We start from the raw sequence: 19620 nt of genomic DNA, 5'->3' as shown, positions 1-19620 counted from the left end.
CGGTCCCTCCAACTGGTCAGCGTCAGAACGAAGTTGACCGAGCCTTGCACGAGAGGCTCCAGGCTGTACACCCACGTGAGCGATGTTCATCAGTGTGAACGAGCTAGGGGCGGTGGCAGGTGGTGATTCCAGGACGCCAAAGGCAGGCGATACCGGCGAAGCCGCCGCCCGCGACGACGTCCACTCTCAGCGTGTCGCCGCCCCTCAGCACCTGCCGGTCGCGGACCAGTCCGCCGGTGCCGTCCTCGACCGTCTCCACCAGCCACCGTCCCGGCCCGACGGCCAGCGGCACCTCGGCCGTGCGGGCGGCACCGGCGTACACCCCGCCCAGGAACCAGCGGTCCCCGCCGCGCCGGGCGAGCACGGCCTCGCGACCGGGCCGGCCGGCGAGCAGCCTGGTGTCGTCCCAGGCCGCCGGGACCTGGTCGAAGTAGGCGCGGGCGAGCGGCCGTTCGTCGTACGACGCGGGGGTGCCGGCGAACATCTGCAGGCCCGACTCGGCGACGACGCTGAGCCCGACCTCGGCGGCGTCGGAGTTGGGTCGCAGACCGACGCGCTGGAAGGCGCCGGGGGTGAAGTCCATGGAGCCGATGACGTTGCGGGTGAAGGGCAGGGTGGTCAGGTGGGCGGCGGTGTTGGTGCGCTTCTCCTCTCCGGCGACGCCCTCCAGGGTCATGACCTGCGGCCAGGTGCGCTGGATGCCCTTGGGGATCGTCGAGCCGTGGAAGTCGACCATGAGGTGGTGCGCGGCGGTCTCCGCGAGGATGGCGTCGTACCACTGGAGCATGGGCTGCGCCTCGGAGTTCATGAAGTCGATCTTGACGCCCTTGACGCCCCAGCGCTCCAGGGTGGGCAGCCACCGGGCGCGTTCCTCGGCGGTGTCGAGGTCGCGCTGGTGGATCCAGACGATGATGCCGACGCCCTTGGCCCGTGCGTGGTCGACGAGTTCGGGCATCCAGCTGTCGGTCTGCCAGTCCGGGTCGGTGGTGTCCCACTCGTCGGCCTTGAAGTACCAGCCCGCGTCGACGGCCTCGTACGGCCATCCCCGCTCGGCGGCGTAGTCGACGTAGGCCTTCTGCGCCGACAGGCTCCGGCCCGCCTCCCTGCCTCCCGCGAGCCAGGTCCACAGCACGGTTCCGGGCTTGATCCAGGAGGTGTCGCGGACCTTGGAGGCGGGCGCGAGGTCGTCGGTGAAGGTGGACCGGGTGACGGTGGCCAGGTCGCCGGTGACCATCGCGCGCCAGGGGGTGGCCAGGGGGCCGTCGGTGCGGACGCGGTCGTCGGCGAGCCTGACGCGGTAGGTGCCGGCGCCCTGGTCGTGGGCGAGCCGCGCGCCGGAGTAGTCGCCGGTGAGGTCGGACTCGGCGAGCAGGGTGTAGCCGCCGTCGGTCTCGAACAGCGCCTGGTCCGAGTACTCGCCGGTCGGAGCCGTCGCGGCGGTGTACTCGACGAACTGGCCCTCGTTGTCGACCCGGTAGGCGCCGAGCCACGCGCTCGCGTCCGGCGGCAGGTTGAACGCCGAGGTCTCGCCGAGGACGTCGCCGTAGCCGGCGGGCAGGACGTACCGGTAGGCGACGCCGTCGGCGGCGGCGCGGACGACGAGGTCGAGCCGGGCCCCCGCGGGCGTGGCGAACGACAGGCGCGTCTCGTTCATACGCAACCGGCGGTCCAGTCGCTTGCCGGACCTCGCCCGGTAGCGCTCGTCGACCAGCCGGTCCTCGCGGTGCAGGAAGCGCAGGTCCCTGGAGAGGTCGGCCCGTTCGGTGACGATGCCGACGGGCGACGGCTCGATGACCGTACGGCCGCCTCTGGTCACGGAGATACTGGCGGTGCCGGTGGTCTCGTCCAGCTGTATGCGCGCTGTCGGTTCCCGCGTGGCCGGGCCGGCCACCTTCCAGACGTGCTCACGTTGGTCGGCCGAAGCGGGCGCGTTCGTGAGAAGTGCGGCCACCAGCCCGGCGCAGAGCGCGGCGACCGCGGTTCTGAGGGGAATTGCCATGAAACCCTCCCTGTGGTGCGTAGGCCGGACGACGGTTACGGCAGCCCCCAGGCCGGACCCGGTTCGCTGACGGCGACGGGCGCGATGACGAGGTCGGGGCGGGACCCGGAGTGGACGAGGACCTCGCGGTCCTTGGGCAGATCGATGGCGAGGACGCCGTCGCCGAGGTCGCGGGTGCGGGCCGGGGTGCCGTCGTCGAGGAGGACCGTGAGCGTGCCGGTCAGGCCGTGCCGCAGGTGCAGCGGCTCACCGGCCAGGCTCCTGATCCGGATGAACCTGGTGGCTCCGTCCCGGCGGACGGCGCTGACGAGGAAGGCGCCCTGGGCGCGGAAGTCGTGCAGGGTGACGTCGGCCCAGTCGCCGGGGACCGCCGGGAAGACGCGGATCACGCCGCCCCAGCTCTGGCAGAACATGTCGTGCAGGGACTGCGAGGCGGACAGCGGCGTCTCGATGACCGGACCGGCCTCGGTGTAGTGGGTGTTGGCCTGGCAGGGGTAGCGGGTGGTCGGGTCGAAGAACTTCCGCAGGTAGCCGATCGCGGTGTCCCCGTCGCCGGTCATCGCGTACATCGAGGCGGCCCCGGTGTAGCTGTATCCGCGATGGGCGCCGGTGAGCGCGTGCCAGTGCTCGATCGACCTGGTGATGAGCTCGCGGTTCTCGGGCTGGTCCCAGTTGACGAGGTACAGCGGGTACACCATCAGCAGGTGGGAGTAGTGCCGGTGGGACTGGGCGTACGGGGTGGCGGCGCCGATCATGTAGCCGTTGTCGTCGACCGGGTAGGGCGTGAGCCTGGCCAGCACCTCCTGCCAGCGCGGGATCAACTCGTCGTCGATGCCGAGGAGTTCGGCGGACTCGATGAGCGTCCGGCAGCCCCAGCGGATCAGGGCGAGGTCGTAGTTGGTGTCCTGCGGGGGCACGACGGGGTATTCGGGCGAGAGGGTGCTGGGCAGGTGCAGCTTGCCGTCGCTGCCCGGGGTGAGGAAGTGCAGGTAGTAGTTGATCGCCCGGCGGAGCACTGGGAAGACCGTGTCGCGCAGCAGGGACCTGTCCATCGAGTGGCGGTAGGACAGCCAGACGTTGTGCAGCGCCCAGGTGAGGTCGCCGGTCTCCGCGCCCGAACCCGGCTGTCCCACAGCGCGGTTGGCGAACATGTCGGAGCTGCGCCCGACTCCGGAGCTGTCGGCACGGTAGGCGTCGGGCACGTTGGCGACGAGCTGCTCCTGGTTCTGGCGCAGGGTGGTGGCGAGCGCGTCGAGTTCCAGGTGGTTGGAGCCGTGGATGAGCCAGTACTCCAGCTGGACGTTGAGGTTCCACCAGACCGCGGGCCACGGCGTGGGTTCCAGCCAGGGCCCCGAGGTGGCCATGACGGGGCCGCCGGCGCGGCTGGCGGAGGCGACCTTGTAGAGCTGGATCCAGTGGAAGCTCTGCAGCCGCTGGTCGGGGAACGAGAGGAAGCTCTTCCGGTAGAAGGCGTGCCACCAGCGGGTGTGCCGTCGCCTCAGGCTGCCGTACGAGGCCGCGCGCCGCAGGTTGCGCAGCGAGTCGGCCTCGGCTGCGGTGTCGGAGGGGAAGCTGTGGCCGACGCTGAGCAGCAGTTCGCCGTCGGTGCGGCGGTAGGCGGTGGCGGTCCGGCCGCCTCCGGTGAGCGGTTGGAGGACCTGCTCGGTTCCGTCGGGGGCGGTCCGCGTGGTCCAGGGCGGGTTGGCGGTGTAGCCGCTGGGCGGGGCCTCGCTGATCTTGCGGGGGCTGACGGCCTCCTCCGGGTGGAAGGTCCAGGCGACGCGCTCGCCGCCGTCGGCCGTCGCGCGCAGGGCCAGGACCTCGTCGTGGATGAGGGCCGAGAGGGTGAGGGTGCCGGCGGTGGTGGTGACGGTGCCGGTGAGTTCGGCGTTCCACAGGCTCAGCCGCCAGTTCACGGCGGTGATGTTGCCGACGGGGTCGAGGGTGAGGTGTCCGACGGGCAGACGGCAGGTGCCCCAGCCGCTGCCGAACCGAGGCCGATGGTCTTGAACCCGGCCGTGCTGGACAGTGAAGCGGATCCGGTTGGCGCCGGGCTCCTGGTAGACCATGCTGCCGAGCAGCCCGTCCCCGAGGAACGGGCCCTCGTACCAGCGGGTGGGCAGCCTGCTCCACAGCAGATCCTGCCCGCGCAGGAAGCTCGACCAGGCGCCGTCGGTGCTCATGGTGTCGCGCAGCCGCCAGGGACGCCGGCCGCTCGCCGCGTCGCCGGTGGGCACCTCCGCGGGTGAGGCCGCCTCGGCCTGGGCCGCCCCGGGCAGGGCCACCGCCGCCGCGCCACCGAAGGCCGTGCCGAGCACAACTCTTCGCGCCACCTCCGATCGTCGCTCCGGGCGGTCCGGGTGGTCCGGCTGTGAGGTCATCCGTGTCCTCCAGATCTGATGGATCCGCGATACATCGGGTGTATCGCGGAACCTAGCAGTCTGGGTACACCTGTCAATCACCTCAACAGCAACAGATCCAGGCGGAGTTCGGACACGGCATCCGCCTCTACCTGCTCTGTCACGTCAACGAACCGTGTCCATTCTCTTGACTCCTCCGATGTATTCGAGAAGGCGGAGAGGACGTCGGCAGTCCGGCGTCCCTCCGCGTAGGGTCACCGGCGTGGACCTCAACGCCGTACGCACCCTGGTCGCCGTCGCGGAGAGCGGCCAGTTCCAGAAGGCCGCCGTCGACCTCTCGCTGACCCAGCAGGCCGTCTCCAAGCGCATCGCCGCGCTGGAGCGGGAGTTGGGGGTACGGCTGCTGACGCGCACGCCGCGCGGCGCGGAACTCACCGTCGACGGGCAGGCGTTCCTCGCCCACGCCCGCACCCTGCTCCAGGCGGAGGAACGGGCGAGGGCCTCGGTGCGCCCCGGCAGCCGCGCCCTGCGGGTGGACGTGGTCGGCCGGCGGATGTCGCTCGCCGGTGTGCTGCGCGACTTCCACCGCGCCCACCCCGGGATCGACCTCGACGTCGTGACCCTCCCCGGCGCGCAGGAGGCCGTCGCCGCCGTCTTGGACGGCACCATCGACGCCACGTTCCGCGCGGTGACCATGCCCGGTCAGCTGATCCCGGACGGCATCGAGATCACCCCGGTCCACGACGAGCCGATCCAGTTGTTCACCGGCCCCGCGCACGCCTTCGCCGGCGCCGGCGCGGTGAGCCCCGCCCAACTGGCCGGGCACCGGATCTGGATGCCGGGCAACGTCCCCGGCACGGAATGGACCGCGTACTACGACGCGCTGGCCGCCGACTTCGGACTGACCGTCGAGTCGACCGGCCCCAACTTCGGCGTCGAGGCCCTCATCGACACCATCGCGGCCTCCACGACGCTGGCGACCTTCCTCGGCACCCAGACGCCGCTGGTCTGGCCGGCCGGCTACGACATGCGGCTCATCCCGCTGCGCGACCCGGCTCCGGTCTACCCGCACTCACTTCTCTGGCGCGCCGACAACCCGCACCCGGCGCTCACCACCCTCCGCGCACATCTCGCCTCCGTGCGGTACGACCGTCCGGCCGGGGAGACCTGGACGCCGGCGTGGGCCCGGCGCCCCGCCGGCGTCGACAACGCTCGTGATCAATACACCCAGCCGCCGAGCGCTCCGAGGAGGGCGACGCCGCCGAACAGTCCGGCCAGGCCCAGGGCCGTGCCGAGGGCTGCCGTCCACATGCGGCCGATGCCCTGGCGGGCGTAGTGCATGCCCGTCGCTCCGAAGGTGACGGCGAGGCCCGCGGCGATCCAGGCGATCGGGAAGAGGACGAACGCCCCGAGGGTGGAGATGAGGCCGAGGACCAGAGCGACGGGGCCCAACGCGGTGGCGGGCGAGTCCGTGTGAGCCGCCGTCGCTGTGTGATCACGCATGATGCGCTTCCCCCTTTTTGAACCTGTTCAAGTTGAACCTGTTCAAGTATGACTCGCCAGCGCCCGAAGATCCAGCCCGCGAAGGACCTTGGGCAAGGAGTCGTCACGACCTCCTGATGTCGTCCGTCCGCTCGCCCTCCGCCTGGGACGGCTCCGTCCTGGGGACGTCCGGGTGCTGCTGCACGGCCGAGCGGCCGGCCGGCTCGTCGCGCTCACCCTCGGCCTGAGAGGGGGTGTGAGAGTACAGCCAGCGGTCGTAGTCCGATGCTTCGGTCTTCATGGCTGACCTCCGTCGTTCGTTCCTCTCCCATGCTGCGCCCGGCGCGGCGTGCGGACCAGCCCGCCTCAGCCGGTGAGGCCGATCCGGTCGCAGGCGGCGCGCAGTTTCGGGGTGCAGATCTGAGCCACGGTGTACACGCCGTCGCGGACGACGGTCCCCTTGATGTCGGCGGCAGTCACCGGGCGCGGCGTGAGCAGGACGGACGGGATGTCATTGGTGGTACGGCTGTCGATCGTCGTCGTGGCGACGTCTCCGGCCTTCTCGCCCCGGCCGAGGGCGACGGCCATCGCGGCGGCCGCGGCGGCCTCCGTGCCGAACGGTTTGTACACCGTCATGTACTGCTCGCCCTTGACGATGCGCTGCACGGCGTCGAGGTCGGCGTCCTGCCCGGTGATGGGCGGGAAGTCCCGGACCCCGGCGCTCTTGAGGGCGGCGACGACGCCGGAGGCGATGGAGTCGTTGGCCGCCACGACCCCGCCGATCCCGTCCGGCCCCAGCGCGGCGATGGCGGCGGCCATGTTGGCGTGGGCGCTCTCCGGGCTCCAGCCCCGGGTGTCGTACGACTTGCCGATCCGCACCTTGCCGGCGAGCACCGACAGCGCGCCGGAGCGGAACCAGGCCGCGTTGGGGCTGCTCGGGTCGCCGTTCATCATCACCACGGCCCCGCGCTCGCCCTCCTCCTTCATGGCCTTGAGCAGCGCCTGGCCCTGGAGTCTGCCGACCTCCGCGCCGTCGAAGCTGACGTAGCCGGAGATCGGGCCCTCGGCGAGCCGGTCGTAGGCCACGACGGGGACGCCCGCCGTGCGTGCCTGCTGGATCGAGGAGCGCATGGCTTTCGCGTCGGCGCTGTCGAGGATCAGGACCTCGACCCCTTTGGTGATCATGGATTCCATCTGCTGCCGCTGCCGCGCGACGTCGTTCTCGGCGTTGGCGTACATGACGGAGCAGCCGGAGCACAGGTCCTTCAGGTGCTGTTCGATCAGGGGCTTGTCCCAGCGCTCCCAGCGGGGGGTCGCCTTGTTCGGGAGCAGCAGGCCGACGGTGAAGCCGTCCGTGCCGCCCGTGCCCGCCCCGTCCCCGTCCTCGCCGCAGCTGGCCAGGGACACGGTCATCAGCGCGGCGACGAGCGCCGCGACGGCGTGCCACGTACGGGTCTTCACCGCAGACCTCCTAGCTCCGTCCGGGACTCTCGTCCGCGGGACCGGGCCCGTCCCGCGGCACCGTGATCTCGCTCCACACCTGCTTGCCGCCGGCCACCGGCACCGTGCCGACGGCGTCGGACACCGCCTCGACCAGCAGCAGGCCCCGGCCACCGGTCGACTCCCAGTCCACGATCACCGGCTTGGCGGGCGCGCGCGGCGAGGAGTCGCTCACGCTGACCCGGACCCGGTTCCCGCGCAGCACCAGGTCGAGGCGGACCGACCCCTGGGTGTGCACCAGCGCGTTGGTGACCAGCTCGGACACGACGAGCAGTACGGCGTCGGCGGCTTCCTGGACGTGCCAGCGGCGCAGGGTGCGCGCGGTGAAGCGGCGGGCGTGCATGACGGCGTCGGGCAGCCGCCACACCACCCAGCCGGCCCGGATCGGCTTGGTCTTCATGCCGTCGTAGCGCAGCAGCAGCAGCGCCACGTCGTCCTCGCGGCGGCCGCCGTCGCCGAGGAGCGCGTCGGCCATCCGCGCCGGGTCGGCCGGGTCGGCGGCGGCGAGCGCGGTGCGGGTGCGTTCCATGCCGACGTCCAGGGGCAGGTCGGCGGCCTCGACCAGGCCGTCGGTGATCAGGGCGAGCACCGCACCGGGGGTGAGCGCGGCGGCGGTCAGCGGGAACTCCGCCTCCGCGAGGATGCCCAGCGGGGGCCCGCCCTCGACCTGGACCTCCTCGGTGGTGCCGTCGGGCTGGCGCAGCAGTGGGGAGAGGTGGCCCGCCCGGACGAACAGGGTGGTGCCCTCCTCCAGGTCCAGTTCGACGTAGCAGCAGGTGGCGAACAGGTCGGTCTCCATGCCGACGAGGAGGCGGTTGGCGTGCGCCACGACCACGTCGGGCGGGTGGCCCTCCACCGCGTAGGCCCTGACCGCGGTGCGCATCTGGCCCATGATCGTCGCGGCGGCGGCGCTGTGCCCCTGCACGTCGCCGATGACCAGCGCGACCCGGTCCTCGGACAGGGCGATGACGTCGTACCAGTCGCCGCCCACCTGAAGGCCGTGCCGGGCGGGCAGATAGCGGGCGACGGCCGTGCCGCCGGGCAGTTCGGGCAGGCGCCGGGGCAGCAGGCTGCGCTGGAGCAGGGTGGCGAGCTCCTGCTCGGCGTCGTGGGCGTGCGCCCGTTTGAGGGCCTGCCCGACCAGGGCCGCGGTGGCGGTGAGCAGGGACCGCTCCTCGGGGATGAACTCGTGCGGCTGGTCCCAGCCGACCAGGCACACCCCCGCGACGCTGCCCTTGGCGGGGAGCGGCAGCACCGCGAGGCCGCCGCGGCCGACGCCGGCGAGTCCCGGTTCCAGGGCCGTGCCGGCGGGCCACAGATCCATACGGCCGTCCCGCAGGGCCATCTGGAGGGTGGGCAGGGCGCTGATGGGCGCGTCGGGCCACTCCGTGCGCCACTGCGCGCGCCACAGCTCGGGCCAGGCGTCCTTCTCCGGCGGGTCGAGCAGGGTGACCACGAGCCGTTCGTCGCGGACGTCGGCGAGCGCCACCCGGTCGGCGCCGAGGGGCTCGCGCAGCGCGGTGGCCGCGACGCGGGCGACGTCTCCGACCGTCGCGGCGTCGTCGAGCGCGGCGGTCAGCCACTGGATCCTGGACACGTCGTCGACGCCGCGGCTCCTGACCTGCGTCGCCGTCACCACGCCCAGCACCCGCTCCGGTTCGTCGTCCGAGCCCGCCGGCATCCGGCAGGTGAGGCTGAGCCAGCGCACCTCGCCGGTGGGGCGGCGTACGCGGAACTCCAGCTCCCGTCGGCCGAGCGTGTGCAGGGACGGTTCCGTGACCGACATCAGCGCGGGCAGGTCCTCCGGGAGGGCGTGCGCGAGCAGGGTGTCGACCTTGCCGTCGAAGTCGTCGGGTGTGATGCCGACGAGTTCGAGGAGCGCCTCGTCCGCCTCGATGAGTCCGGTGTCGGGCACCAGGACGAACGATCCGACGCGCAGCCGGCGCAGCGCCAGGTTGAGCGGGGACACCGCCGCGGTCCCGTCCGCTCCGGCGCGCAGGACGCGGGCGACGGCGTCGGCGTACCGCTCCAGGAACCGCTGCTGCCCGGCGTCGAAGCCGTCCGCGGCGGCGCCCACGACGACGAGGCAGCCCAGCCGCTCGCCCTCCGCGCCGAGCGGCAGCGCGCCGAGCGAGGCGGTCCGCGCGCGCGGCGGGGTGGGGGCGCCCTCGGGATAGGAGGCGAGGGCCGCGGCGTCGAGCCACAGGGGGCGGTCGGTGCGGAAGGCGTGGGCCGCGGCCGAGCCGCCGGACAGCGCCAGGCGCTTGGGCAGCCGGTATTCGGGGGCGCCGCCGCCGGCCGTCTCCAGCAGTTCGAGGTCGCCGTCGCCGGGCAGGTACAGCGCGGTCAGCGCCGCTCCGGCGAAGGTCAGGGCGCGATCACTCGTGGCGGCCTCCGGCCCCGTAGGGGGTGTACCGATGTCCGCGGTGCCGGCCTCGAATGCCCCCGGCGCCGAAACTCCGGTTCGGGCACGGCCGTCGTGAGGCATGTCCGCAACCTTCCTCCCGTCCCTGCCGGAGGTGCCGAAGGAGATCGGGGCACCCTCGCTCCCATCGCTTGCGGGCGCCCGAACACCAGAATCGCATATATGGATGACCCGGACATATCTGCTTTGCACCCACCGTGTGCGGGCACCCTTACTGCGTTCGCAGATCACCATGGCCGGTGTCACACTGACCAAGTGGTCGACATGTGAGAAGGCCAGGTGTCGCCATGCTCACCAGTGAGATCTCTCGTTCGAAGGCGTCGCTACGGAACGTGGCCCTCACCATGATCGCGATCTCCACCGCCCTCGGGCTCGCGGCCTGCGGGACGGACGGCGGCGGCGCCGCCACCGCGGAGGAGAGCGGGCCGCAGATCGGCGTACTGCTGCCGGACGCGACGACGGCCCGCTGGGAGACCCAGGACCGGCGGCTGCTGGAGACGAAGATCAAGGACCTGTGCGCGGCGTGCACGATCGAGCACGCCAACGCCAAGGGCGATGTCGCGACCCAGCAGCAGCAGATGAACTCGCTGATCGCGCAGGGCGTCGACGCCATCCTGCTCGTCGCGGTGGACGCCAGGTCGCTGGCCGGCACGGTCAGCAAGGCGGACGAGGCCGGCATCCCGGTCATCGCCTACGACCGCCTCGCCGAGGGCCCGATCGCGGGCCATGTCTCCTTCGACGGCCAGGAGGTCGGCAGACTGCAGGGCCGCGCGCTGCTGAAGGCCATGGGCGACGAGGTGCCCGGCGCCCAGATCGTCATGATGAACGGCGATCCGAGCGATCCCAACGCGGTGCTGTTCCAGGAGGGCGCGCTGTCCGTGCTGACGGGCAAGGTGAAGATCGGCAAGTCGTACGAGACCCTCCAGTGGCGGCCCGAGAGCGCCAACATGAACATGTCCGGTGCCATCTCCGCGCTCGGCGTCGACAACATCCACGGGGTCTACGCCGCCAACGACGGCCTGGCCGCCGGCAGCATCTCCGCGCTCCGGGCGAACAAGGTCAGCCCGCTGCCCCCGGTCACCGGGCAGGACGCCGAACTCGCCGCCGTGCGGCGCATCGTCGCCGGCTCCCAGTACATGACCGTCTACAAGCCCTTCGAGCCCGAGGCCGCCGCGGGCGCCGCCATGGTCGTGGCCGCCGCCCGCGGCGAGAACCTCACCCGGGTGGCCAAGGACGAGGTGGAGACGAGCAGTGGAAAGACGATTCCCGCGGTCATGCTCACCCCGATCTCCGTGACCGCCGACAACATCGAGGACACGTTGGTGAAGGACGGTGTGTACACGGTCCGGCAGATCTGCACCCCCGAGATCGCCGCCGCCTGTGACACGGCCGGGCTGACCTGACCTTCGGCCGGCCCGGTCCGGGCCACGGGAAGGAGATGGTGTTCCGTGTCTGCCGCCCCCCTGCTGGCACTGCACGGCGTGTGCAAGCGCTACGGCGCCGTCGAGGTCCTCGTGGACATCGAGCTGGAGGTCCACGCCGGCCAGGTCGTCGCGCTCATGGGTGACAACGGGGCCGGCAAGTCCACGCTGGTCAAGGTGATCTCCGGCGTCACCCCCGCCGACCGGGGCGTCATCGAGTGGGAGGGCCGCCCCGTGCACATCCGGCGCCCCAACGACGCCCGTGACCTCGGCATCGCGACCGTCTTCCAGGACCTGGCGCTGTGCGGGAACCTCGACATCGTCGGCAACCTGTTCCTGGGCCGCGAGATCCGCAGGTACGGCTTCCTCGACGAGATGGAGATGGAGCGCCGCACCCTCGCGCTGCTGGAGCGCCTGACCAGGGGTGTCCCGGAGCTGCGCGCCCCGGTGGTGTCGCTGTCCACCGGTCAGCGGCAGACCGTCGCCATCGCCCGTTCGCTCCTCGGCGAGCCGCGGCTCTTGCTGCTGGACGAGCCGACCGCCGCGCTGGGCCTGCAGCAGACCAACGAGGTGCTCGACCTGGTGGACGAGCTGCGGGACCGGGGCCTGGGTGTCCTGCTGATCAGCCACAGCATGGGGGACGTCAAGGCGCTCGCCGACCGGGCGGCCGTACTGCGGCTCGGTCGCAACAACGGCTTCTTCGACGTGAACACCGCCTCCCAGGAACAGCTCATCTCCTCCATCACCGGCGCGACGGAGAACGCGCCCCGGCGGCAGACCCATCAGGAGGCGGCGTGGTGAAAGGGACGCGCGACATGGCGGACAGCCCCCGGGCCGAACCCGCGGCGCCCGCCGCCGAGGACCGCGGGTCGCCCCGCGGATCGGCCGTGGCCCGCACCCTGGAGAGCTGGGTCGCCTTCGCACGGCGCAGGCTGATGGCCGGCGAGGTGGGTTCGCTCCCCGTCGTCCTCGTCCTCGCCGTCGTCTGGATCACCTTCCAGTCCCTCAACGACAACTTCCTCTCGCCGCGCAACCTGTCCAATCTCAGCGTGGACATCGTGGGTACGGGGCTGATCGCGGTCGGCATCGTCTTCGTCCTGCTGCTCGGTGAGCTCGATCTGTCGGTCGGCTCGATCAGCGGGCTCGCGGCGGCCGTGTTCGCGGTGCTGAACGTGAACCAGGGGGTGCCCGAGTGGCTGGCACTGATCATCGCGGTGTTCGCGGGCACGGCGGCGGGAACCGTGCAGGGCTATTCGTTCGCCCGGACCCGGGTGCCGGCGTTCGTCGTCACCCTCGCGGGGCTGCTCACCTGGAACGGCCTGATGCTGTACATCCTGGGCACCAGCGGCACCATCAACCTCGACGAGAACGGCCTGATCGCCAAGCTGACCAGCTACTACTTCACCGACGACGCCGTCGCCTACGGACTGGCCGCCCTCGCCGCCGGGATGGTCTTCCTCGTCTCCTACCTCGACCGGCGGCGCCGGATGGCCTCGGGCATGCCGCACCGCTCGCTCCAGCTCATCGCACTGCGCGCGGGCGGACTCGCGGTGATCGCGTTCGCCGCCGCGTATCTGCTCAACCGGTTCCAGGGCCTGCCGCTCGCGCTGCTGATCTTCCTCGTCGTGGTGGCCGGCCTCGACATCGTGCTGCGCCGCACGCACTACGGCCGCCAGGTGTACGCCCTCGGCGGCGGCGTCGAGGCGGCCCGGCGCGCCAGCCTGCACGTGACACGGGTGCAGACGGCGGTGCTCGCGGTCTCGGGCACGATGGCCGCGATCGGCGGACTGTTCCTGGCCTCGCGCATCACCTCGGTGAGCCAGACCTCGGGCTCGGGCGTGCTGCTCCTCAACGCCATCGCGGCGGCCGTGATCGGCGGGACCAGCCTGTTCGGCGGGCGCGGTTCGACCTGGACCGCGGTGCTCGGGATGCTCGTCATCCAGTCGATCGCCTCGGGCATGGCGATCACGGACACGCCGGCCGCGGTCCAGTTCATGATCACGGGCGGGGTGCTGTTCGCCGCCGTGGTCATCGACGCGGTGTCCCGACGCTCGCAGGAAGTGCACGGCCGGGCCTGACGGCGGGCTCCTACCGGTGGGACAGGCGCCCGCGACGCATCCACGGGATGCTGGGGGAAGGGCGGGCGCCGAGGGCGCCGGGAGGTGAGGGCCGGTGATCGCCGTCAACCCGATGGACAGCGACTCGGTGCTGGCCGCGTTCGGGGCCATCGGCGTCCTCGTGGTGATCTTCGCGGAGTCCGGCCTGCTCGTGGTCGGCTTCTTCCTGCCCGGCGACACCCTGCTGTTCCCGGCCGGTGTGCTCTGCGCGGCGAGCGCCGACCAGGCGGCCCGGCTGGTCCTGTGGCAGGTGCTGCTGTGCGCGGCCGTCGGCGCGCTGGTGGGCGCCCAGGTCGGCTTCCTGATCGGACGGCACGGCGGCCGGGCCCTGCTCGCCCGCACCTCGAGACCCCGCGTGCGTGACACGGCGGCCCGCGCGGAGAAGCTCCTGGCCCGCTACGGCTACGGCAAGGCCCTCGTGATCGGCCGTTTCGTCCCGATGGTACGCACCGTCCTGCACCCGGCGGCCGGGGCCCTCGGCGTCCCCACGCGCACCTTCACGATCTGGCAGATCGTCGGCGGCCTGCTCTGGACACAGGGTCTCGTCCTGGCCGGATTCGCGCTCGGCGAGTCCGTGCCCGACATCGACGACTATCTGCTGCCGCTGGTCGGGCTCGTGGTGCTGGTCTCGCTGCTGCCGCTGCTCCCCCTGCTGACCGAGGCACGCCGGGCGAAGCGGGACCGCTGACCGGGCGCCGCCCCGGTCAACTCCCGTACCGGCGACGGGTTCTCCCGCATCGGAGGGGCCCGGAAAAGTTCTCGTTCGGCCAGTCGGACATCGTTCGAAAACTCTTGACGCTGTGCCACGCCCCGATTGACACTCTCGCAACACGACGTCACACAGCCGAAACGGCAGGGTGCCCACGGCCGCGGCCCCGCCATGCCTCAGCAGGGAACTCGACATGCCGTACATCGCACGTGCCCGTGTCCGCGCGAGACGCCTGGCGGCCCGACTCGCCGGGCTGACCGCCGCGTCGCTGTTACTCGGACTCACCGCCCCCGCCCTTCCGGCACAGGCCGCGACGACCGAGATCACCGACGGTCTCGCCCTCTGGTACAAGCTCGACGCCTCCTCCGGCAGCACCGCCGCCGACGCCTCGGGCCACGGTCTGGACGCCACGGTGAACGGCACCGCCGACTGGTCGGGCACCGGTCAGGGCCTCGCCTTCAACGGCTCCGACACCTACCTCAAGGTGCCGGACGACGTGATGAAGGGCATGGACTCGATCTCCGTCTCGCTGGACGTGATGGTCGACTCCGCCCAGACCACGCCGTACTTCATCTACGGCTTCGGCAACTCCAGCGGCACCAGCGGCGACGGTTACCTCTTCACCACCGGCAACTCCCTGCGGACGTCCATCGCCTCGGGCAACTGGTCGACCGAGCAGACCACCAAGCCCGCCGACTCCCACAACCTGACCCGCTCGGTCTGGAAGCACCTCACCTACACCCAGACCGGCGGCACGGGTGTCCTGTACGAGGACGGCGTGGAGGTCGGCCGCAACACCTCGGTCGGCGTCACCCCCGGCTCGATCGGCTCCGGCACCACCACCGCCAACCACATCGGCAGGTCGGTCTACTCCGGCGACAAGCTCTTCAAGGGCCGCATCCGTGACTTCCGCGTCTACGACCGCGCCCTCGCCGCCTCCGAGGTCGGGCAGCTCGCCCTGCCCGTCGCCACCCAGGGCGTCGCCGACGACAAGGCCGCGCTGAGCCTCGGTGACACCGGTGCGGTCGTGGCAGACCTGGATCTGCCGAGGACCGGCACGGCCGGCGGCTCCACGATCAGCTGGGCCAGCGACAACCCCGCGGCCGTCTCCGACTCCGGCAAGGTGACCCGCCCCGCCGCCGGTCAGCCCGACGCCCACGCCACGCTCACGGCGACCCTGAGGAAGGGCAACGTGACCGACACCAGGACCTTCGACGTCACCGTGCTCCCCGACCTCGACGACGCGACCGCCACCGAGGAGGCCGCGGCGGCTCTCACGGTGCACAACCTCGACGACGTCCGCGGCAACCTCACCCTCCCGGCGACCGGCGCCTACGGCACCCACGTCACCTGGACCTCCGCGACCCCGGACGTCATCGCGTCCGACGGCGTGGTGCACCGCCCCGCCCACGGCACCGGCGCCACCACCGTCGAACTGACCGCCACCGTCACCAAGGGCGAGGCGAGCACGACCCGCGCCTTCACCGCCAAGGTGCCCGAACTGCCGGAGCAAGAGGCCCTCAAGGGCTATATGTTCAGCTACTTCACCGGCGAGGGCACGGCCGACGGTGAACAGCTCTACGCCGCGCTAAGCAAGGGCAACGACCCGTTGAAGTGGCGGGAGTTGAACGACGGCAAGCCCGTCCTGACCTCCACGCTGGGCGAGAAGGGTCTGCGCGACCCGTTCATCATCCGCTCCCCCGAGGGCGACAAGTTCTACCAGATCGCCACCGACCTCAGGATCTACGGCAACGGCGACTGGGACGCCGCACAGCGCACCGGGAGCAAGTCGATCATGGTCTGGGAGTCCACCGACCTGGTCCACTGGACGAACCAGCGCCTGGTCAAGGTCTCCCCCGACAGCGCGGGCAACACCTGGGCGCCGGAGGCGTTCTACGACGCGCGGCGCGGTGAGTACGTCGTCTTCTGGGCGTCGAAGCTGTACGACAACGAGGCGCACTCGGGCGACACGTACAACCGGATGATGTACGCGACCACCCGCGACTTCCACACCTTCAGCGAGCCCAAGGTCTGGATCGACCGCGGCTACTCGGTCATCGACTCCACGGTGATCCGGCACGACGGGACGTACTTCCGCCTCTCCAAGGACGAGCGCAACAACAGCTCCTCCACCCCCAACAGCAAGTTCGTCTTCGAGGAGAAGAGCGACTCTCTCCTGAACCTCTCCTGGGAGGCCGTCGCCGAGGGCATCGGCAAGGGCGCGATGAGCGCCGCCGAGGGGCCACTGGTGTTCAAGTCGAACACCGGGGACAAGTGGTACGCGTTCCTCGACGAGTTCGGCGGGCGTGGCTACATCCCCTTCGAGACGACCGACCTCGCCTCCGGCACCTGGACCCCCTCCACCGGCTACGACCTCCCCGCCAGGCCCCGCCACGGCACGGTGCTCCCGGTCACCCAGGCCGAGTACGACCGTCTGCTGCGCGCCTACCAGCCGGACCAGCTGGTGGAGGGCGTCGAGGACGTCTCCGTGCGGACCGGTGTCGGACAGGCCCCCGTCCTGCCCGCCACGGTGATCGCCACGTACGCCGACGGGGTCAAGCGTCCGGTCGCGGTGACCTGGGAGGACGTCCCGGAGTCGAAGTACGCGCAGCCCGGCACCTTCAACGTGACCGGCAGCCTGCCCGACGGCGCCGCGCTCCCGGTCCGCGCCGAGGTCACCGTGTCGCGGGACGGCCCGGACGTCCCCGCCGGCCTGCTCCTGCACTACGCCTTCGACGAGACGGGCGGCGGCATCGCCCGCGACTCCAGCGGCCACGGCCGGCACGGCACCTACGTCCGTACGCCCGACTTCGGCACCGGGGTCGAGGGCGCCTCGTTCAGGATGTCCGGCGAATCGGACTCGCCCTATGTGAAGATCCCGAACGGCGTGCTGAAGGACGCCGACAGCGTGACCGTGTCCACGTACGCCAAGTGGAAGGGCGGCGCAGCCTTCCAGTGGCTGTTCGGGCTCGGGCCCGACAGCGACAAGTACCTCTTCGCCACGCCCTCCAACGGCAGCTCCAGCCTCTACTCGGCCATCACGAAGGCCAGTTGGTCGGCGGAGTCGAAGCTGACCGCCGGTTCACAGCTCACCCCCGGTGAGTGGCGGCACGTCACGGTCACCCTCGACGGCTCGACCGGCGCGATGGTCCTCTACGTCGACGGTGTGGCCGCGGCCCGGACGACGACCACGATCAAGCCGTCCGAGCTGTACGACGCGGGCAAGGATCACAGCGGCTACATCGGCAGGTCCCTGTACGCGGCCGACCCGTACTTCGGCGGCGAGGTCGACGACTTCCGCGTCTACGACCGGGCCCTCTCGGCCGCCGAGGTCATGGAGCTCAGCGGCAACACCGCGGGCATCGCGAAGGCGGCGCATCCGGCGCTGAAGGTCGACGCGCTCATCGACAACGCGCACAGCCGGATCACGCTCCCGATGAAGGAGGGCACCGATCTCACCGCCCTCGCCCCGGAGTTCACCCTCGCCCACGGCGCGGCGATCAGCCCCGCCTCCGGCACCGTGCGGGACTTCAGCGAGCCGGTGACGTACGAGGTGACCGGCTCCGACGGCAAGAAGCGCACCTGGACGGTCTCGGCGCCGGTCATGCGCAGCCCTGTCCTGCCGGGGCTCAACGCCGACCCGAACATCGTCCGCTTCGGCGACACCTACTACCTGTACCCGACGACCGACGGCTTCGACGGCTGGAGCGGCACGCGGTTCAAGGCGTACTCCTCCACCGACCTGGTCCACTGGAAGGACCACGGCGTCATCCTCGACCTCGGTCCCGACGTGTCGTGGGCGGACAGCAGGGCCTGGGCGCCGACGATGGCCGAGAAGGACGGGAAGTACTACTTCTACTTCTGCGCCGAGGCCAACATCGGCGTCGCGGTGTCCGACTCGCCGACGGGCCCGTTCAAGGACGCGATCGGCCGGCCGCTGCTCAAGGCAGGGCAGTACAGCGGCCAGATGATCGACCCGGCGGTGTTCACGGACGACGACGGCCGGTCGTATCTGTACTGGGGCAACGGGCGCGCCTACGTGGCGCCCCTGAACGCCGACATGACGTCCGTCGACACCTCGAAGGTCACGGACATCACCCCGAGCGGCTACAACGAGGGCTCCTTCGTCGTCAAGCGCGGCGGCACCTACTACTTCATGTGGTCGGAGAACGACACCCGCGACGAGAACTACCGCGTCGCCTACGCCACCGGCCCGTCGCCCACCGGCCCCTGGACCAAGCACGGCGTGATCCTGGAGAAGGACCTCTCGCTCGGCATCAAGGGCCCCGGCCACCACTCGGTGGTGCACGTCCCGAAGACCGGCGAGTGGTACATCGCCTACCACCGGTTCGCGATCCCCGGTGGCGACGGCACCCACCGCGAGACGACCCTCGACAAGCTGCGGTTCGGCGCCGACGGTCTGATCGAGAAGGTCGTGCCGACGCTGACCGGCATCGACCCGGTCGTCAACCGCGCTCCGGCGATCGTGTCGGCGAGCGGCCCGGCGTCCCCCGTCCCGGCCGGTCACCGCACCACCGTCAGCGCCGCGTTCCGGGACGCCGACATCGGTGACACCCACACCTGCCGGGTCGACTGGAAGGACGGCACCGAGCCGACGGCGGGCACGGTCGAGGGCACCACCTGCCGGGCCGGGCACAGCTATGGCGGGGCGGGCATCCACCGCCCGGTCCTCACCGTCACCGACTCCGACGGGGGCTCGGACAGCACCACCCTGCCCGAGCTGATCGTCTACGACCGCGCCGCCGGGCCGGCGCTGGGAACGGGCGTGATCACCTCACCTGCCGGGGCCTTCCCCGCCAGGCCCGGCCTGACCGGGAAGGCGGCCTTCTCCTTCGCCGCCACCTACCCGAAGGGAGCCGCAGTCCCGAGCGGAAAGGCCGACTTCGACTTCGCGCGGGCCGGGCTGAGGTTCCGCTCCACCGGCTCCGACTGGCTCGTGGTGAGCGGGTCCCGGGCGGTCCTCGAGGGCACCGGCACGGTGAACGGCACCGCCGGGTACGGCTTCCGTGTCACCGCCACCGACGGCCCGGACACCTTCCGGATCAGGATCTGGAAGAAGTCCACCGGTGACGTCGTCTACGACAACGTCACCGGGGCGCGGGCCACCGGCTTCGTCACCGTCGGCGGGGGCCGCCGCTAGCGGGCGGCCCGTGCAACCCCCTCGCAACGTTGCCCGTGCTGCCCTTGCCGTCATGTATGAGGAGACCCCGCGCGTCGAGCTCACCCCCGCGGCCGCCGACCTGCTGCGCCGTCTGCGCGCGGCGCACGGTCCGCTGATGTTCCATCAGTCCGGCGGCTGCTGCGACGGCAGCGCCCCGATGTGCTACCCGGAGGGCGAGTTCCGTACCGGCGACTCGGACGTGCTGCTCGCCGAGCTTCAGGTCGAGGGCGTGGCGGAGCCGGTGACGTTCTGGATGTCGCGCAACCAGTACGAGGTGTGGAGCCACACCCGGCTGATAGTCGACGTGGTCGAGGGGCGGGGCAGCGGTTTCTCGCTGGAGGCACCCGAGGGGGTGCGTTTCCTCATCCGTTCGCGCGTCGTCGGCGCCTAGAAACCCGGACGGCCATCGCCGTCTGGTGCACTTC

At 71.4% G+C, this 19620-nt stretch carries 13 protein-coding genes; 7 read left to right on the top strand and 6 right to left on the bottom strand.

All coding sequences use genetic code 11. From position 1 onward, the window contains the following. Nucleotides 1-103: 103 nt before the first annotated feature. Nucleotides 104-1999, bottom strand: coding sequence for a glycoside hydrolase family 97 catalytic domain-containing protein (locus ACIRD7_RS36745; protein ID WP_403460224.1), 1896 nt, complete (start codon nt 1997-1999; stop codon nt 104-106). A gap of 35 nt (nt 2000-2034) precedes the next feature. Then, a complete protein-coding gene (locus ACIRD7_RS36740) occupies nt 2035-4380 on the bottom strand; it encodes a glycosyl hydrolase family 95 catalytic domain-containing protein (RefSeq protein ID WP_403460223.1) in 2346 nt (781 codons plus the stop codon). A gap of 241 nt (nt 4381-4621) precedes the next feature. Between ACIRD7_RS36740 and ACIRD7_RS36735 the strand changes: the two genes are divergently transcribed. Beyond that, nucleotides 4622-5695 carry a LysR family transcriptional regulator gene (locus ACIRD7_RS36735; RefSeq protein WP_403460221.1) on the top strand — a complete coding sequence of 358 codons (1074 nt, stop codon included), beginning with the start codon at nt 4622-4624 and terminating at the stop codon, nt 5693-5695. On the opposite strand, the gene ACIRD7_RS36730 is transcribed toward ACIRD7_RS36735, so the two are convergent. From ACIRD7_RS36730 to ACIRD7_RS36715, 4 genes are all read right to left on the bottom strand, one after another. Then, a complete protein-coding gene (locus ACIRD7_RS36730; RefSeq protein ID WP_403460220.1) occupies nt 5578-5862 on the bottom strand; it encodes a hypothetical protein in 285 nt (94 codons plus the stop codon). The two genes, ACIRD7_RS36735 and ACIRD7_RS36730, sit on opposite strands and share 118 nt — an antisense overlap. Before the next feature lie 103 nt (nt 5863-5965). Then, on the bottom strand, nt 5966-6142 hold the full coding sequence (locus tag ACIRD7_RS36725) for a hypothetical protein (RefSeq protein ID WP_403460219.1): 177 nt from the start codon (nt 6140-6142) through the stop codon (nt 5966-5968). Between the two features lie 65 nt (nt 6143-6207). Next, nucleotides 6208-7302 carry a sugar ABC transporter substrate-binding protein gene (locus tag ACIRD7_RS36720; protein ID WP_403460218.1) on the bottom strand — a complete coding sequence of 365 codons (1095 nt, stop codon included), beginning with the start codon at nt 7300-7302 and terminating at the stop codon, nt 6208-6210. Between the two features lie 10 nt (nt 7303-7312). Next, nucleotides 7313-9829 (bottom strand): SpoIIE family protein phosphatase, encoded by a 2517-nt coding sequence (locus ACIRD7_RS36715; protein ID WP_403460217.1) that lies wholly within the window; start codon nt 9827-9829, stop codon nt 7313-7315. A gap of 224 nt (nt 9830-10053) precedes the next feature. On the opposite strand from ACIRD7_RS36715, the gene ACIRD7_RS36710 reads away from it, so the two are divergent. The 6 genes from ACIRD7_RS36710 to ACIRD7_RS36685 all read left to right on the top strand — a co-directional run bounded on the left by ACIRD7_RS36710 (nt 10054) and on the right by ACIRD7_RS36685 (nt 19586). Beyond that, entirely contained in the window at nt 10054-11169 is a 1116-nt protein-coding gene (locus ACIRD7_RS36710; RefSeq protein WP_403460216.1) for a sugar ABC transporter substrate-binding protein, read from the top strand. 45 nt (nt 11170-11214) lie between these two features. Beyond that, nucleotides 11215-11988, top strand: a complete 774-nt coding sequence (locus ACIRD7_RS36705) for an ATP-binding cassette domain-containing protein (RefSeq protein ID WP_403460215.1) — start codon at nt 11215-11217, stop codon at nt 11986-11988. 14 nt (nt 11989-12002) lie between these two features. After that, a complete protein-coding gene (locus ACIRD7_RS36700; RefSeq protein WP_403460214.1) occupies nt 12003-13265 on the top strand; it encodes a sugar ABC transporter permease in 1263 nt (420 codons plus the stop codon). 94 nt (nt 13266-13359) lie between these two features. After that, the gene (locus tag ACIRD7_RS36695) at nt 13360-13992 is read left to right on the top strand and encodes a DedA family protein (RefSeq protein ID WP_403460213.1); all 633 of its coding nucleotides are present in this window, start codon (nt 13360-13362) and stop codon (nt 13990-13992) included. Between the two features lie 214 nt (nt 13993-14206). Next, nucleotides 14207-19174, top strand: coding sequence for a family 43 glycosylhydrolase (locus ACIRD7_RS36690; RefSeq protein WP_403460211.1), 4968 nt, complete (start codon nt 14207-14209; stop codon nt 19172-19174). Between the two features lie 52 nt (nt 19175-19226). Beyond that, on the top strand, nt 19227-19586 hold the full coding sequence (locus tag ACIRD7_RS36685) for a DUF779 domain-containing protein (protein ID WP_403460210.1): 360 nt from the start codon (nt 19227-19229) through the stop codon (nt 19584-19586). Nucleotides 19587-19620 lie beyond the last annotated feature (34 nt).

Origin of the sequence: Streptomyces sp. NPDC093568 (assembly GCF_044764945.1) — a bacterium.
Taxonomy (GTDB): Bacteria; Actinomycetota; Actinomycetes; order Streptomycetales; family Streptomycetaceae; genus Streptomyces.
Note: the sequence above shows the minus strand (reverse complement) of the source record. Positions and strands in the feature narration are given on the sequence as shown.